General features: G+C 52.7%; 17 protein-coding genes and 3 tRNA genes. 10 read left to right on the top strand and 10 right to left on the bottom strand.

Annotation, left to right across the window (positions count from 1 at the left end; all coding sequences use genetic code 11):
- Positions 1–31: 31 nt before the first annotated feature.
- The 3 genes from V1572_RS05885 to V1572_RS05895 form a co-directional block, all read right to left on the bottom strand.
- The gene (locus tag V1572_RS05885; protein ID WP_008502090.1) at positions 32–673 is read right to left on the bottom strand and encodes a TetR family transcriptional regulator; all 642 of its coding nucleotides are present in this window, start codon (positions 671–673) and stop codon (positions 32–34) included.
- Positions 674–740: 67 nt separating this feature from the next.
- Complete coding sequence (locus V1572_RS05890) at positions 741–1,214, bottom strand: threonine/serine exporter (protein WP_045907727.1); 474 nt, start codon at positions 1,212–1,214, stop codon at positions 741–743.
- Positions 1,205–1,981: a threonine/serine exporter ThrE family protein gene (locus V1572_RS05895; protein ID WP_048028601.1), complete on the bottom strand. Its 777-nt coding sequence runs from the start codon at positions 1,979–1,981 to the stop codon at positions 1,205–1,207. The genes V1572_RS05890 and V1572_RS05895 overlap by 10 nt, the downstream gene beginning before the upstream one ends.
- A gap of 408 nt (positions 1,982–2,389) precedes the next feature.
- Here V1572_RS05895 and V1572_RS05900 point away from each other — a divergent pair, with 408 nt between their 5' ends.
- Together V1572_RS05900 and bglJ are read left to right on the top strand one after the other, a co-directional pair.
- Positions 2,390–3,127: a LuxR C-terminal-related transcriptional regulator gene (locus V1572_RS05900; RefSeq protein WP_048028599.1), complete on the top strand. Its 738-nt coding sequence runs from the start codon at positions 2,390–2,392 to the stop codon at positions 3,125–3,127.
- Entirely contained in the window at positions 3,124–3,759 is a 636-nt protein-coding gene (bglJ, locus tag V1572_RS05905; protein WP_395299980.1) for a DNA-binding transcriptional activator BglJ, read from the top strand. The genes V1572_RS05900 and bglJ overlap by 4 nt, the downstream gene beginning before the upstream one ends.
- 38 nt (positions 3,760–3,797) lie before the next feature.
- Here bglJ and V1572_RS05910 read toward each other — a convergent pair whose 3' ends face one another.
- On the bottom strand, positions 3,798–4,256 hold the full coding sequence (locus tag V1572_RS05910; protein WP_008502085.1) for a YbaK/EbsC family protein: 459 nt from the start codon (positions 4,254–4,256) through the stop codon (positions 3,798–3,800).
- Positions 4,257–4,584: 328 nt separating this feature from the next.
- Here V1572_RS05910 and V1572_RS05915 point away from each other — a divergent pair, with 328 nt between their 5' ends.
- The gene (locus tag V1572_RS05915; RefSeq protein WP_045907731.1) at positions 4,585–5,931 is read left to right on the top strand and encodes a PTS sugar transporter subunit IIC; all 1,347 of its coding nucleotides are present in this window, start codon (positions 4,585–4,587) and stop codon (positions 5,929–5,931) included.
- Between the two features lie 83 nt (positions 5,932–6,014).
- Here the strand turns inward: V1572_RS05915 and fhuF are convergent, their stop codons facing one another.
- Together fhuF and V1572_RS05925 are read right to left on the bottom strand one after the other, a co-directional pair.
- Positions 6,015–6,803, bottom strand: coding sequence for a siderophore-iron reductase FhuF (gene fhuF / locus V1572_RS05920; RefSeq protein ID WP_048225555.1), 789 nt, complete (start codon positions 6,801–6,803; stop codon positions 6,015–6,017).
- Positions 6,804–6,898: 95 nt separating this feature from the next.
- Complete coding sequence (locus tag V1572_RS05925; protein ID WP_045907733.1) at positions 6,899–7,963, bottom strand: GGDEF domain-containing protein; 1,065 nt, start codon at positions 7,961–7,963, stop codon at positions 6,899–6,901.
- Between the two features lie 215 nt (positions 7,964–8,178).
- Between V1572_RS05925 and V1572_RS05930 the strand changes: the two genes are divergently transcribed.
- On the top strand, positions 8,179–8,448 hold the full coding sequence (locus V1572_RS05930; protein WP_048028591.1) for a DUF1435 domain-containing protein: 270 nt from the start codon (positions 8,179–8,181) through the stop codon (positions 8,446–8,448).
- A 38-nt stretch (positions 8,449–8,486) separates the two neighbouring features.
- Here V1572_RS05930 and V1572_RS05935 read toward each other — a convergent pair.
- From V1572_RS05935 to rsmC, 4 genes are all read right to left on the bottom strand, one after another.
- Positions 8,487–8,572 (bottom strand) — tRNA-Leu (locus tag V1572_RS05935).
- Between the two features lie 42 nt (positions 8,573–8,614).
- A tRNA-Leu gene (locus V1572_RS05940) sits at positions 8,615–8,701 on the bottom strand.
- A gap of 28 nt (positions 8,702–8,729) precedes the next feature.
- A tRNA-Leu gene (locus V1572_RS05945) sits at positions 8,730–8,816 on the bottom strand.
- 172 nt (positions 8,817–8,988) lie between these two features.
- Positions 8,989–10,017 carry a 16S rRNA (guanine(1207)-N(2))-methyltransferase RsmC gene (gene rsmC / locus V1572_RS05950; protein ID WP_039265277.1) on the bottom strand — a complete coding sequence of 343 codons (1,029 nt, stop codon included), beginning with the start codon at positions 10,015–10,017 and terminating at the stop codon, positions 8,989–8,991.
- Positions 10,018–10,119: 102 nt separating this feature from the next.
- Here rsmC and V1572_RS05955 point away from each other — a divergent pair, with 102 nt between their 5' ends.
- The 6 genes from V1572_RS05955 (at position 10,120) to V1572_RS05980 (ending at position 14,530) form a co-directional block, all read left to right on the top strand.
- Complete coding sequence (locus tag V1572_RS05955) at positions 10,120–10,533, top strand: DNA polymerase III subunit psi (RefSeq protein ID WP_395299782.1); 414 nt, start codon at positions 10,120–10,122, stop codon at positions 10,531–10,533.
- Positions 10,502–10,945 (top strand): ribosomal protein S18-alanine N-acetyltransferase, encoded by a 444-nt coding sequence (gene rimI / locus V1572_RS05960; protein WP_008502078.1) that lies wholly within the window; start codon positions 10,502–10,504, stop codon positions 10,943–10,945. Before V1572_RS05955 ends, rimI begins: the two co-directional genes overlap by 32 nt.
- Positions 10,946–10,965: 20 nt before the next feature.
- Entirely contained in the window at positions 10,966–11,643 is a 678-nt protein-coding gene (yjjG, locus tag V1572_RS05965) for a pyrimidine 5'-nucleotidase (protein WP_045907737.1), read from the top strand.
- Positions 11,644–11,734: 91 nt separating this feature from the next.
- A complete protein-coding gene (gene prfC, locus V1572_RS05970; protein ID WP_008502076.1) occupies positions 11,735–13,324 on the top strand; it encodes a peptide chain release factor 3 in 1,590 nt (529 codons plus the stop codon).
- A 299-nt stretch (positions 13,325–13,623) separates the two neighbouring features.
- Positions 13,624–14,241, top strand: coding sequence for a molecular chaperone OsmY (gene osmY, locus V1572_RS05975; RefSeq protein WP_008502075.1), 618 nt, complete (start codon positions 13,624–13,626; stop codon positions 14,239–14,241).
- Between the two features lie 127 nt (positions 14,242–14,368).
- Positions 14,369–14,530, top strand: coding sequence for a DUF1328 domain-containing protein (locus V1572_RS05980; protein ID WP_003856556.1), 162 nt, complete (start codon positions 14,369–14,371; stop codon positions 14,528–14,530).
- The last annotated feature ends 110 nt before the right edge of the window (positions 14,531–14,640 follow it).

Below are 14,640 nucleotides of genomic sequence, written 5' to 3' on the forward strand. Positions count from 1 at the left end.
TAGATAGTGCACGATTTAATTGCAAGCAATTTTATGGGCAGGTGTAACGGAGCGCCACCTGAACGGCCATTTTGCGGTAGTGCTGGCGCTGTGCCTGTTCGTCTGCGCCTTCTTCAAACAGCAGCGTAAAGGTGTAGCTGTTGGCAACGTAGTGAAAGCTGAAGCTGCTTATCAGACGATGAAGATCGCGGGCGTCTACCGTCTCACTGAAGAGCTGTTTTTCTTTCCCCCGGCGCAGGATCTCCTCCAGCAGGTCGAGCGCGCTGCGGTTGACCTGGCGGAGATAGCTCGACTGCTGCATAAAGCGGCCGCGCTGCATGTTTTCCATGCAGATAATCCGGATGTAGTCAGGGTGGTCGGCATGATAGTCAAAAGTGGCTTCAACCAGATTGACCAGCGCTTCGACCGGGGGCATTCCCGTCAGGCTTAGCGCTTTTTCACTGGCGCGAATCTGGGTGTAAACATGTTCCAGTACCAGGAGATAGAGGTTCTCTTTATTCTTGAAATGGTAAACCACCATGCGTTTGGTGGTGCCCGCTTTCTCTGCGATCTGCTCCATCCGTGCACCGTTCAATCCATACTCGGCAAAAAGCGCGATGGCGCTCTGAAAGATTTTCTCTTTCAGGCTGGATTCTTCACTGTGCTCGGGGTGTTCGCTGCCAGGGTTAGCCACATCCTTTCCTTATTTTCACCAAACGGACCAGACGGATTATCTCCACGGCAGCGAAATAACACAAATATCAAACGCGTGGGCGTTTGCGGTACAGCCACAGGCCGGGGATCGACAGCCCGATGGAGAGCGCGCCGACGATGGAGGACGCCTTAAGAAAGTTGCTCAGGAGGAGGATCATCTGAGGTTCGGTATAGCCGAAATGGCTGATTTTCACCGCGGAAATCATTGCGGTATAGGCCGATATGCCCGGGAACATCGGGATCACTGCGGCAACAGTGAACACTTTGGGATGTGCCAGGTACCAGCGCGACCACTGAATGCCGATACTGCCGACCAGCATGGAGGCCATAAATGTCGACCATTCGATGTTAAAACCCGCCGTCATCATGACCATGCGTGAGCCATGGCCAATCGCGCCCAGCAGGGCACACCAAGGCAGAGCGCGTTGCGGGACGTTAAATACCATCGCGAAGCCGATGGCCGGAATCGCGGCCAGAAGCATGTCCTGCGCCAGCGCCAGCAGAAAATCGATCACGCCCATCCGCGTAGCCCCCAGAGTGTCATGGCCATGACCACACCGATGCAGGTCGCCAGCGTCAGCAGGCTGGCGATCGCCCAGCGTGCCAGACCGGTATTGATGTGCCCTTTAAACATGTCGGCGACGGCGTTGATCAACGGAAAGCCCGGAACCAGCAGAAGCACGCTGGCGGCCATGGCAACGGTCGGGGTGTTGGCAAACTGCGGCAGACGCAGCAGCAGGCCAGAAACCGTGGTGGCGACAAATGCGGTAATGCAGAAGTTAATTTGCGGGTGCAGCTGCCGATGCGTCAGCAGCTGGCGAACATACATGGCGATACTGCTGGCGAAAAAGGTGATGATCGCTCCGTCCCATCCGCCTTTGTTGAGCTTACAAAAGCAGGCGCACGAGAGCCCTACCATCAACACGACGAGCCAGCGCGGATAACGTAATGGCTTGATCTGGTTGAACCGTTTTTCAATCTCCCTGAGATCGAGAAGCTTATGTTCAGCGAGGATGACAATGTGCTGCACTTCGGTCACGACGTGCATGTTTATGCCGCGGTCATGGTTTTTGCGCGTGGAGGTCAGGCACTGACCGTCTTTAATCGTGGTCAGCACAATGGCATTGGATGAGATGGCACTTTCGACGCTGTCCATCCCTAGCGCCAGCCCCAGCCGGGTGGAAAGCTCCTCAACCAGCGCGCTTTCCGCGCCGTGCTGGAGCAGAAAAAGACCGCACTGAATACATAGCCGCGTGATAGCACGCTGCGTTGACCGCTCTGCCTGCATGTCGTGTCCTGAAAAAGATGGAGAGGTTGCCGGTTAGCCCATAATGAGTACTTTTAGCACAAAGTGCAGTCCCTCTTGCTGTGGGCCAGATCAAGGTTTGTGCAAACAGTGGCAGGCGGTGTCGTGAAAGGGGGCGGGATTAATTTATTAATGCCGTGAATTATTAATATCAAAATATAAAATATTTGTATTTAGTTATTCTAATTTTAAATTGTCGTTATTTTAATGACTCCACAATTAAATTTTATTTCGCTTTGTGAGATATTACTGCTGTTTAGGCATTTCTTAAACTAAGCATACATCTCATCTTCTGCTTGTATTAACCAGTCTTACACTCAGGGACGAAATAGTCATACGTTGATGTGTTTTAACGTTACTCATCAAATGAAAAATGGACACGGAGGGTCTATGTTGTCATTGCATGGTAAGCATGGCGTTGTCATTAGCCGGATGCCCGTGATGCAAAACGGGTTAGGGGGTGTGATGGCACGTCATTTCCCCGATTTTGAATTGAGCTATTGCCGCTCATTGCAGGAATTAACGCTGCTCCAGCTACGCCGCGCGGACGTCATTATTGCCGATATTTCAGGCGAATACAGGAATCCTCGGGGTGCGCTTGAAGAATATTACAGTTTATTGAATCAATACCGGGACATTCACTGGATCTTTTTAGTCTCGCGTCCGCTTTACCCTATTGCGGTTGAGTTACTTATGCGCCCGGAAAGTACGTTGCTTTCTGATATGGAGCCCATTGAAGGCGTGGTTAACGCGATTCGGGCAGGGAGTGAGCGGGCAGAGCGGATAAGCCAGACGTTATTAACCCCGGAGCCTCAGGGCACGGAGGATGAAAACGAACACGTTATCGCGCTTACGCACTCCGAACGTAAGGTCCTGCGTCTGTTAGGGAAAGGATGGGGGATTAACCAAATCGCCACATTGCTTAAGAAGAGCAATAAAACCATCAGTGCGCAGAAAAACAGTGCGATGCGACGGCTTTCATTACGCAGCAATGCGGATATGTACGCCTGGATCAACAGTACACAGGGAATGAGAGAGCTGAGTTTGTTGTCAGCCTATGGAGAGTTCGAGGAATGGAAAAAACCGATTCAACAAGACATATCGCCATCATCGAAAGTTGCACGATGACGGCTGTCGGGCTACAGCATCTTTTTGCCATGCCCGGCCTGAGCCATTACCAACTACACCTGTTTAGTGAATTTGACAGCTTTAAGAATGCACTTCGTCACGTTAATTTTTTCTCGCTGATCTATTCCCTTTCCGATGCGCGAGAGGAGCGTCGTAACTGCCTGGCGCACCTGCGGGACCTTGCGTTTACGCACGGCCATATCCAGCGCATCATTTTGGTTTCTGACGAGATGGAAGCACGGCTAATTAGCCATCTTTCTCCATCACGTCTGCACGGTGTCGTCAGTAAATCGGTGACGCTTGAGGATCTGCAGAAGGAACTCGTGGAGTTGCTGAGCGAAACGCTGCGTATCAATGACAATATGCTGAATCACTGGTACCGGAGCCAAAACAGGATGCTGAGCCCCACAGAACGGGCAATATTGCGTTATATGTCCTGCGGGTATTCCATCCCTGAAATCGCGGCACATCTTGAACGGAATATTAAGACCATCCGGGCACATAAGTTTAATGCGATGGTGAAACTGGGCGTGAATTCAGACGTAGGGTTGCTTGATGCGGCAGATATTATTACGCATCTTCCTGCAAGAGAGCCGCAATGTTTGACTCTCCTCACGCCCACCTTTTTATAAACCGTTTTTTGCGCGCCAGATACGCTCTGGCGCGTCAATCAGATACAGACATCCACCCATTTTGCGGAAGTCAGCTCTGCCATTCTGTCAGGTGAAATGCGCACAGCGCTGTGAATTGCGCCTGCGGCAGGCAGCACTTCGGCGTACTGCTTTAAAGAGATATCGCAATATACCGCGAGCGGGTTTTCCAGCCCGAACGGGCACACGCCGCCAACGGGATGACCGGTGATGGTCACTACTTCATCACTGCTGAGCATGCGCGCTTTCGCACCAAACGTGTCTTTCAGCTTTTTGTTATCCAGACGCGCATCGCCTTTCGCCACGACCAGAATCACCTCATTTTTAACCTTGAGTGACAGGGTCTTGGCGATTTGTCCCGGCTCGACACGATGGGCGGCAGCAGCCAACGCAACGGTAGCAGTACTTTGACTAAGCTCAATAACGTCTATATCCGGCGCGTTGTCGGCAAAAAACTGCTGTACAGACTGCAAACTCATTGTTTCCTCCTGACAAATATCCTGCGTAATCTGTCATAAGAAATTATGCTCTGTAAATATCTCTTAAGTAACAAATATCCCAAACGGCTGATTTCTGGATCCTCTTCACAATCACAGAAACCGGTTACAGTAACCGGTTGCAGAGCGGGAAGCGTAGATTAATACTGAGTACGTAACGTCCCCTGTATCCAATAATAAGAGCCAAATATGAAACCATTTCGTCTGAGCAGTACCGCTGGTTGGCAAGCCAGCAAGGTTGTGAAGCTGATGTATGGAACAACGTGCGGCGCGTATGTGCCCGTAACAAACGTCTGACAGGAGATCTGCCATGTCTGCCAACCATGCTGCGTTTAACCTGATATTCCGTTTCGTCGAAAATTACGTCAGCCCGATAGCCGGGCGGATCTCGTCCCAGCGTCATGTTATGGCTATTCGTGATGGGTTCATCTCCGCGATGCCATTTATGATCGTGGGTTCGTTTTTGTTAGTGTTCGCTTACCCACCTTTTTCGCCTGATACTACCTGGGGTTTCGCCCGCGCCTGGCTGGATATGGCGAAGCAGTTTGAAGGCCAAATCCTGACGCCGTTTGATATGACAATGGGCATTATGTCCATTTATATCTGTGCGGCGATTGCCTATAACCTTGGCAAACACTACGTCAAATCTCATCAGCTGGACCCGTTTATGTGCGCCATGCTGTCGCTGATGGCGTTTCTGCTGGTCGCGGCACCCAAAACCAAAGGCACGCTCCCTGTCGACAGTCTGGGGGGAACGGGCATTTTTACCGCGATTCTGGTGGCGATTTACTGCGTTGAGATGATGCGTTTCCTCAAAGCGCATAACATCGGCATTCGACTGCCGGACCAGGTCCCGCCGATGATCAAAAACTCTTTTGATCTGCTGATCCCGGTGCTGGTGGTGGTGGTGACCCTCTATCCTCTGAGCCTGGTGATTCAGTCTCAGTTTGGCATGCTGATCCCGCAGGCCATTATGTCGGTCTTTAAACCTCTGGTTTCCGCGGCGGATTCCCTGCCTGCGATCCTGCTGGCCGTGTTGATTGGTCATCTGCTATGGTTCGCCGGGATCCACGGCGCCGCCATCGTCTCCGGAATGTTGCAGATGTTCTGGCTGACTAACCTGGGCGCTAACCAGACTGCACTGGCCGCCAGCCAGCCTCTGCCGCATATCTTCATGGAGGCGTTCTGGACGTTCTTTATCGTGATTGGCGGGTCGGGAGCCACGATGGGGCTGGTGATTTGCTATCTGCGCAGTCGTTCAGCGCATTTACGCTCTATTGGCCGTTTGAGCGTGGTTCCCAGCTTCTTTAACATCAACGAGCCGGTCATTTTCGGTACACCGATTGTAATGAATCCGGTGTTCTTTATTCCGTTCCTGCTGGCACCGATGGTCAACGCCGTGCTGGCGTGGGCGGCGATGACGTTTGATTTGATTGGGCGCGTCATCTCGGTCGTTCCCTGGACGGCACCGGCGCCGATAGGCGCAGCGTGGGCCCTGGGCTGGGACTTCCGCGCGGCTATTCTGGTTGTGGTTCTGGCCTGCGTATCGGCGATCATCTACTTCCCGTTCTTTAAAGTGTATGAGAAGCAGCTGCTGGAGCAGGAAGCGGAAGAAGCGCAGCGTAGCGCGGAAGAGGACAATCAGCAGGTGGCATAGGTGAAAACAAAACGGCAACGCAGGTTGCCGTTTTTTGTTTTTGTAGGCCCGGTAAGCGAAGCGCCACCGGGCAATTTACTGCTCTACTTCAGCGTGCAATCTCCACACTGCTTAACGTCCGGCAGGCGATAACGCTGGCAGCAGGTGCGGCGAACCAGAAGCCCGTCACGGAGTACAACGGTGCGGAATAGCGGGTTGTCACGGCCATCGGAAAGCTGCCTGGCAAAGAAACAGGACTGACGCAGGGCCTCAACGTTCTCATCACCAAGCAGCGGCTTCATTTCTGTTAAATACCAGTGGATTAAATAGCCCGTATTGCTCCAGATAAGCTTCCCGTTAATCTCTCCCGTCGCTTCCAGCGCTTCCACCACCGGGATCAGAGTCTGGGTGATGAGCTGCTCCATACGTTCCTGAGCCGTCAGGCGTTCAGCGCTATGGTCTTCGTGGAGATCAATCCAGAAGCAGGCAGCACGTCCGGTTTCGTGAAACTCAACATGGAAATTATCCGGCGAGAGTTCCAGCATGCTCTTCTGTGTTAACAGCGCCAGCATGAGCGGAGGCACCATCAGCCCGATATACCACTGCGCCCAGAGAGAGAGCAGGGGTTTATTTTCCCGCGTAAGGGTGGGTTGATTGCGATAGATATGGTCGGAATAGGTGGCCAGCAGCGATTGCAGCTTTGACGGCTGTCGCCACTCTGAGAGCGTCATCGCGTGGGACGGGGGTGCTTCATCAAGCCGGATAAAGTCCAGCAGGTGGGCGCGCGTTTCCGCAATTTTGTCTCGTATCGCATCTGCAAGCGAAGCATTCCCGCTGGTGAGCGGCGCTCGCCAGAGGAGAGGTTCGACGATGTGTGCAGTATGCGTGGCCATAGTATAGATAGAAATCTAAATGATAATGATTGCCAATCCTAACTATTGCTCATACCAATGGCAAGACTTTTGTCCGGGTGACATCGTCGTTATGTCTACGCCGTCTGAATCTCTTCACTTAACAGAATGTTATTGCGTCCCATATGCTTTGCTTCATAGAGGGCTTTGTCCGCTTTTTCCAGCGCGCCTTCCACGTCTTCATCCTCGAAAATGGCGATACCAATGCTGATGGTGACGTTTGTCGCGACACTTTCGTTAAACAGATGCGGGATTTTCAAATCGTAGACTTTCTGACGGATTCGCTCGGCCGTCTGGCGGGCGTGTTCAAGTGAAATGTTGGTCAGCAGCACCATAAACTCCTCCCCACCAAAACGCGCCACAATATCGCGAGAACGCACGGCATCGCGGATTGCTGCAGAGACACGCTTCAGCGCCTGGTCGCCCATCATATGGCCGTAATGGTCGTTATAGGCTTTGAAGTGGTCGATATCCATCAGCAGGACAAAATGCTCGCCATTTTCTACCGTGGGCAGATTCTCCAGACGGCTTTGCAGACCGCGACGATTATAGAGCCCGGTAAGCGGGTCCATCATGCTGAGATCGGTAAGGGTTTCTCGTTCTTCCAGAAGGCGAGAGAGCAGCTCCTGAGCGAAACGGTCGTTGCGTCTTTGCAAAATGTTATGAATAGCAATTGCCACCACAGGAAGTGCGAAAGAATAGGTCATTCTCAGCCATATATCGTGATCGCTTAACCACAGGCAGACAATAAAGGTGGGCAGTGAATGCAGCGTAAAGGCTTTGATATTACTGGCGAACGCCAGCGTGCCGATAAAAAGCACCGTTAAAAGGGCGATTAACAAATACGTCGCATGATCGTGGGTAATTAAGGCGAATTTGGAGACAATTTGCCAGGCCCACAAAATACCGAAGATCCCTGAAACGACAGGAATATTTATCTTCCGCGCGCGCTTTCGCCAGTGCCAGATGAACAGGCCGGTACTGATGGAGAAAATAGCAATCAGAGGGGCGGAAAACAGGCGTACAGAATTGAGCGGGTTTGTTACCGAGAACACTGCCGAGGTTGCGTTCAGAAATAAAAATAAACGTAACGATAATTGATATTTTCTGTGAACCAAAGACCGCCAGGATTGTGATGTCATAGTCGTGTGTTTTTATTAAAATTTAATTAAAACAAATAAATAGATGTCGTTTCGCAATAAAATATGCAAAAAGCGCAAAGAGTAATTATCAGAAAATCTTTAGACGTTGTTAACAGGTGCGCAATTTATCACCTTAGGCAATTCCTGTCATTACGGGAAAGGTAAAGGTCGATGGATTTTGATTCATTCAGCTGACAAATGATAATCTCTGTCATATGATATTGGTTATCATTATCGTTGAAAGAGGGCAGATCATGTTGAACAGGGCGCTGGGCAGCGGTTGGGGGGTATTGCTACCGGGAGCCATTCTCGGCGGTTTGACGTTTGCCGATCTCTCTCTTGATACCTGGAAAGCCATCATTGTGTCAGGACTGTTAGTCACGTCAGGCATGATCTGGCATAAGCAACTGCGTCACTTTGTTTTACTGCCATCGTGTGTCGCGCTGGTCAGCGGAATTCTGGTGATACTGATGAGTTTGAAATAACAGGGAAAAGAAGATATTCAGAGGGGTTGTAAGATAATTGGTGCGAGGGGGGGGACTCGAACCCCCACATCCTAAGGACACTAACACCTGAAGCTAGCGCGTCTACCAATTCCGCCACCTTCGCACAGTCATCTTACTTTTTATTGCTATGTTGATATCGCCTCGTTGGTGCGAGGGGGGGGACTCGAACCCCCACATCCGTAAGGACACTAACACCTGAAGCTAGCGCGTCTACCAATTCCGCCACCTTCGCCCAGTGCGAGCAATATCATCGTGATTTATGGTGCGAGGGGGGGGACTCGAACCCCCACATCCGTAAGGACACTAACACCTGAAGCTAGCGCGTCTACCAATTCCGCCACCTTCGCATACCATCGATACTGTAAAAGTATCGTAACCACGGAGGCGCATTCTAGATGTTTTCAGCTTTACGTCAACAGAAAAGTGCGCGTGATGCCTTGATTGATGGAAAAATGGCCGATGGATGCGCCCTGTATAGCCGGATGGCGCTTTCGCGTATCCGGCCTGGAGGGGAGGTGATTACTTTTTGGCCTGACGCGTCATCACGGTGCGGTAGACCTTAAAGCGACCCGTCTGGGCGATAACTTCGTGGAAGCCAAAGGTTTCATCCAGCACTTTCGGGTACGCCAGGAAGGCGTTCGCGACGATACGCAGCTCACCGCCGCTGTTGAGGTGACGGACTGCACCACGGATCAGCGTTTGTGCCGCTTCCAGGCTGGTCTCCATACCGTCGTGGAACGGCGGGTTAGAGATGATCATGTCGAAGCGACCGGTGATGTCGGAGAAGACGTTGCTGGCAATCACCTCGCCTTCAATGCCGTTTGCGGCAAGCGTTGCGCGGCTGGCTTCAACCGCCGGGGCGCTCACATCACACAGGGTTAAGCGCACCTTTGGCGAATGGCTGGCGAGCACGGTAGAGAGCACGCCCGCGCCGCAGCCCACGTCCAGCACTTTGCCTTTGGTGTGCGGCGTCAGAGTTGAAAGCAGCAGCTTGCTGCCCGTATCCAGCGCATCGCGGCTGAACACGCCCGGCAGCGTTTTGATGGTCAGGCCGTCAAGCTGGTACTCATCCCAGTATGCCTGTGCATCAAACGTTGTCTGTTTTTCCAGACGGCCATGGTACAGACCACAGCGGCGAGCGCTGTCAACTTTGTTCAGCGGCGCATAGCCTTCCAGCAGCTGTTCCGCGCTACGCACGCCGCTGCGGTTTTCACCGACCACGAAAATATCGCAGCCGACCGGCAGCAGGGAGAGCAGGTTCATCAGCTGGAACTGGGCTTCCGGTTTATTCTTCGGCCAGTAGTAGATCAGCGTATCGCAGTCGGCGATATCGCTCTGCTCTGCCACCAGGCTAAAGCGCGCGCGCTCGCCCATCTGGCGGCTCAGCACCTGCCAGTGGTGGTAGTATTGGGTGTGGGCACGGCTTTCAGCACAGTCGAAACGTGCGGGCAGGTCATCCTGCATATCTCCGGCAAACAGAATACGGCTTTCTTCGAAATCATCACTGTGACGCAGCAAGACTTCACTTGCCGGGGTAAATGCAGACATGAATTGTTCCTCAATAAACTCAGGCGGGGATTATAGTAGGTAGATGGCGCACTTTCGACACATTTGCTATATTTGCGCGCCTGAGAGACAGGAGTTTTCCCTATGACATTCCGACGAGACTGGCAGTTGCAGCAACTGGGCATCACCCAGTGGGCTTTGCGTCGCCCGACGGCGTTGCAGGGCGAAATCGCCATCTCCATCCCGGCGCACGTTCGTCTGGTGATGGTGGCGGAAGAACTGCCTGCCCTGAATGACCCCCTGATCGATGATGTCCTTCGCAGCCTGAAGCTGACGGCCGACCAGGTTTTACCGCTGACGCCAGAGCGTGTCGCGATGCTGCCTCCTGATAGCCGCTGTAACAGCTGGCGTATCGGAGAGGCGAATGAGATCTCTCTTCAGGGGAGCCAGATCTGCTCGCCAGCGCTGGACGAACTGAAAGCCAACCCAAAAGCGCGCAGCGCGCTATGGCAACAAATCTGCGAATATGAACACGATTTCTTCCCTCACGACGCCTGACCTGTCCACAGCGTTCGCGATTGAAACACGCGCCCACGCGTTTCCGTGGAGCGAAAAAACGTTCGCCAGCAATCAGGGCGAACGGTATCTGAACTACCGCCTGGACGTTGACGGCACCATGGCCGCTTTCGCGATCACGCAGGTTGTTCTTGATGAGGCGACGCTGTTTAATATCGCGGTTGATCCCGCGTTTCAGCGCCGTGGGCTGGGAAGAGAACTGCTTGAGCACCTCATCCGTGAGCTCGAAACCCGTGACGTTTTCACCCTGTGGCTGGAGGTGCGCGCGTCGAATGTCGCCGCCATCGCGCTCTATGAAAGCTTAGGCTTTAACGAGGCGACAATCCGCCGTAACTACTACCCCACCGCAGAGGGACGTGAAGACGCCATCATAATGGCTCTGCCGATTGGATAATAAAAAATAAGGTTGTAACGATGAAATGGGACTGGATTTTCTTTGATGCCGACGAAACGCTGTTTACGTTCGACTCGTTCGGCGGCCTGCAGCGGATGTTTCTCGACTATAGCGTAACCTTCACCGCTGAAGATTTTCAGGACTATCAGGCGGTCAACAAACCGCTGTGGGTGGATTACCAGAACGGTGCCATCACCGCGTTACAGCTTCAGCACCAGCGCTTTGACGTCTGGGCGGAACGCTTAAAGGTCAGTCCGGGGACGCTGAACGAGGCTTTCCTTAACGCCATGGCCGATATCTGTGCGCCGCTGCCGGGCGCGGTTTCCCTGCTGAATGCGTTGAAAGGTAAGGTGAAACTGGGGATCATCACCAACGGTTTTACCGCCCTGCAGCAGATCCGCCTTGAGCGTACCGGCCTGCGCGATCATTTTGACGCGCTGGTGATCTCGGAAGAGGTCGGCGTGCCGAAGCCGGATCCGCGAATTTTCGACTACGCGCTGGCGCAGGCCGGCAATCCTGACCGCGATCGTGTCCTGATGGTGGGGGATACGGCAGAGTCAGATATTCTGGGCGGCATGAAGGCCGGTCTGTCGACCGTGTGGCTCAATGCGCATGGCCGTGAGAAGCCTGACGGCATCGAGCCGACCTGGACCGTGACGTCGTTGAACGAACTGGAGCAACTCCTGTGTAAACAATGATTGCCTGCCCCCCGTTGATGGGTAAAATAGCCGCAATTTTGTATTCCATGATGCGTGGCGTGCTGCCGCGCTTATAAAAGAAGATTTAATTATGACGTTGTCTCCTTATCTGCAAGAGGTGGCCAAGCGCCGCACTTTTGCCATTATCTCGCACCCCGATGCCGGTAAAACGACCATCACTGAGAAGGTGTTGCTGTTCGGACAGGCGATCCAGACTGCGGGTACCGTTAAAGGCCGTGGCTCCAGCCAGCATGCAAAATCTGACTGGATGGAGATGGAAAAGCAGCGTGGTATTTCGATTACCACCTCCGTGATGCAGTTCCCGTATCACGACTGCCTGGTGAACCTGCTGGACACCCCGGGCCACGAAGACTTCTCCGAAGATACCTACCGTACCCTGACGGCGGTGGACTGCTGTCTGATGGTGATCGACGCCGCGAAAGGTGTAGAAGATCGTACCCGTAAGCTGATGGAAGTGACCCGTCTGCGCGATACGCCGATCCTCACCTTTATGAACAAACTCGACCGTGACATCCGCGATCCGATGGAGCTGATGGATGAAGTGGAAAACGAGCTGAAGATCGCCTGTGCGCCAATCACCTGGCCGATTGGCTGCGGTAAGCTGTTCAAAGGCGTTTACCACCTCTATAAAGACGAAACCTACCTGTATCAGACCGGTAAAGGCCACACCATTCAGGAAGTGCGCATTGTTAAAGGTCTGGACAACCCGGATCTGGACGCGGCGGTCGGCGAAGAGCTGGCCGCGCAGCTGCGCGACGAGCTGGAGCTGGTCAAGGGCGCGTCTCACGAATTCGACAAAGAGCTGTTCCTGAGCGGCGAAATTACCCCGGTCTTCTTCGGTACCGCACTGGGTAACTTCGGCGTTGACCACATGCTCGACGGTCTGGTGGAGTGGGCGCCGCAGCCGATGCCGCGCAAAACCGACACCCGTGAAGTGGAAGCAAAAGAAGAGAAGTTCACCGGCTTCGTATTTAAGATTCAGGCCAACATGGATCCGAAACACCGTGACCGCGTGGCCTTTATGCGCGTGGTGTCCGGTAAATATGAAAAAGGCATGAAGCTGCGTCAGGTGCGTATCGGGAAAGACGTTGTCATCTCCGACGCGCTGACCTTTATGGCGGGTGACCGTTCGCACGTTGAAGAAGCCTATCCGGGCGACATCATTGGTCTGCACAACCACGGTACCATCCAGATCGGCGACACTTTCACGCAGGGTGAAATGATGAAGTTCACCGGTATTCCGAACTTCGCACCGGAACTGTTCCGTCGCATTCGTCTGCGCGATCCGCTTAAGCAGAAACAGCTGCTGAAAGGCCTGGTCCAGCTCTCCGAAGAGGGCGCCGTGCAGGTCTTCCGCCCGATTGCGAACAACGATCTGATCGTTGGCGCGGTCGGCGTGCTGCAGTTTGACGTGGTTGTTGCGCGCCTGAAGAGCGAATACAACGTAGAAGCGATTTACGAATCGGTGAACGTCGCGACCGCGCGCTGGGTTGAGTGTTCTGACGTGAAGAAATTCGAAGAATTTAAGCGTAAGAATGAAGTTCAGCTGGCGCTGGATGGCGGCGATAACCTGACCTATATCGCGCCAACGATGGTCAACCTGAACCTGACGCAGGAACGTTATCCGGACGTTCAGTTCCGTAAAACCCGCGAGCACTAATCCCCTCTCAGAGCACGGCAGCAGCCGTGCTCTTCTTTTATTCCTGTCTTATTAATCCCTTGCGGAATGTTCTTAATTCAATGCAATTTCACGCTATTCGCGCGTTTTTTACCCAATTCTGAAAGCGGCTCTGTGAGAGTGATCTATATTTAACTCAGTGTTTAACACCGGGCGTGGATAAATTAACTGTTCAATGCATGGCTTTAGGTTATCCATTTTGCCCACGTGTTTATTCGCAATATATATCACTACTAAGGAAGTACGTAGCCCGAATAACGGGTCAACACAGGAATAGATCGATGAATATGACAAGACTGAAGATTTCTAAAACTCTGCTGGCTGTAACTCTGGGTAGCGTTCTGGTGAGCGGCTCCGCCCTGGCGGAAAGCAGCACCATGGATAAAGCACAATCCACGGCTGACAGCGCAGGGCAAAAAATCGATAGCTCTATGAATAAAGTCGGCAATTTCATGGATGACAGCTCTATCACAGCAAAAGTGAAAGCCGCACTGGTGGATGATGAAGCCATCAAGAGCACCGATATTTCCGTTAAGACCGACAAAAAAGTGGTCACGCTGAGCGGCTTTGTTGAAAGCCAGGCTCAGGCAGAACAGGCGGTAAAAGTGGCGAAAGGCGTCGAAGGCGTTGCCTCCGTCAGCGATAAGCTGCATGTCCGTGACGGCAAAAATGCGTCGGTGAAAGGTTATGCCGGTGATGCAGCCACCACCAGCGAAATCAAAGCTAAACTTTTAGCAGATGACATCGTGCCGTCCCGTAAGGTGAAAGTGGAAACCACCGATGGTGTGGTTCAGCTTTCCGGTACGGTAGATTCGCAGGCGCAAAGTGAACGTGCCGAGTCCATTGCGAAAGCGATTGATGGTGTGAAAAGCGTTAAAAACGATCTGAAAACGAAGTAAATCTGGACCATTCGCCCGTCTGGCTAAAACCTGCGGGCGATATAAGAACGACTCTGGAAAAACGCCGGTGAGTGACCTGAGCGCTCACGTTTAGCGGCCGACATTAACTATGGTAAAGGAGAAGCTTATGTTTCGTTGGGGCATTATATTTCTGGTTATCGCGTTAATTGCCGCCGCATTGGGCTTTGGTGGACTGGCAGGTACAGCAGCATGGGCAGCTAAAATTGTCTTCGTTGTAGGTATTATTCTGTTCCTGGTCAGCCTGTTTACGGGGCGTCGACGTCCGTAGCAAACGCAATATTCCGTCAACAAAATAAAGCCAGTCACTGCGACTGGCTTTTTCTTATTTGCGTAACAGGTCGGGTGCGTTACTGTGGTGTTATAAAATAATCAAAACAG

Origin of the sequence: Enterobacter quasiroggenkampii (assembly GCF_043972695.1) — a bacterium.
Lineage (GTDB): Bacteria > Pseudomonadota > Gammaproteobacteria > Enterobacterales > Enterobacteriaceae > Enterobacter > Enterobacter quasiroggenkampii.

What these genes read in the sequence shown, in the direction of transcription:
- V1572_RS05910 (WP_008502085.1), bottom strand. Translation starts at nt 4,256, where the DNA reads ATGAGTTTGCAGTCTGTACAGCAGTTTTTTGCCGACAACGCGCCGGAT.
- V1572_RS05915 (WP_045907731.1), top strand. Translation starts at nt 4,585, where the DNA reads ATGTCTGCCAACCATGCTGCGTTTAACCTGATATTCCGTTTCGTCGAA.
- rimI (WP_008502078.1), top strand. Translation starts at nt 10,502, where the DNA reads ATGAACACGATTTCTTCCCTCACGACGCCTGACCTGTCCACAGCGTTC.
- prfC (WP_008502076.1), top strand. Translation starts at nt 11,735, where the DNA reads ATGACGTTGTCTCCTTATCTGCAAGAGGTGGCCAAGCGCCGCACTTTT.
- V1572_RS05930 (WP_048028591.1), top strand. Translation starts at nt 8,179, where the DNA reads ATGATATTGGTTATCATTATCGTTGAAAGAGGGCAGATCATGTTGAAC.
- bglJ (WP_395299980.1), top strand. Translation starts at nt 3,124, where the DNA reads ATGACGGCTGTCGGGCTACAGCATCTTTTTGCCATGCCCGGCCTGAGC.
- V1572_RS05895 (WP_048028601.1), bottom strand. Translation starts at nt 1,981, where the DNA reads ATGCAGGCAGAGCGGTCAACGCAGCGTGCTATCACGCGGCTATGTATT.
- V1572_RS05900 (WP_048028599.1), top strand. Translation starts at nt 2,390, where the DNA reads ATGTTGTCATTGCATGGTAAGCATGGCGTTGTCATTAGCCGGATGCCC.
- rsmC (WP_039265277.1), bottom strand. Translation starts at nt 10,017, where the DNA reads ATGTCTGCATTTACCCCGGCAAGTGAAGTCTTGCTGCGTCACAGTGAT.
- osmY (WP_008502075.1), top strand. Translation starts at nt 13,624, where the DNA reads ATGAATATGACAAGACTGAAGATTTCTAAAACTCTGCTGGCTGTAACT.
- V1572_RS05925 (WP_045907733.1), bottom strand. Translation starts at nt 7,963, where the DNA reads ATGACATCACAATCCTGGCGGTCTTTGGTTCACAGAAAATATCAATTA.
- V1572_RS05980 (WP_003856556.1), top strand. Translation starts at nt 14,369, where the DNA reads ATGTTTCGTTGGGGCATTATATTTCTGGTTATCGCGTTAATTGCCGCC.
- fhuF (WP_048225555.1), bottom strand. Translation starts at nt 6,803, where the DNA reads ATGGCCACGCATACTGCACACATCGTCGAACCTCTCCTCTGGCGAGCG.
- V1572_RS05890 (WP_045907727.1), bottom strand. Translation starts at nt 1,214, where the DNA reads ATGGGCGTGATCGATTTTCTGCTGGCGCTGGCGCAGGACATGCTTCTG.
- yjjG (WP_045907737.1), top strand. Translation starts at nt 10,966, where the DNA reads ATGAAATGGGACTGGATTTTCTTTGATGCCGACGAAACGCTGTTTACG.
- V1572_RS05955 (WP_395299782.1), top strand. Translation starts at nt 10,120, where the DNA reads ATGACATTCCGACGAGACTGGCAGTTGCAGCAACTGGGCATCACCCAG.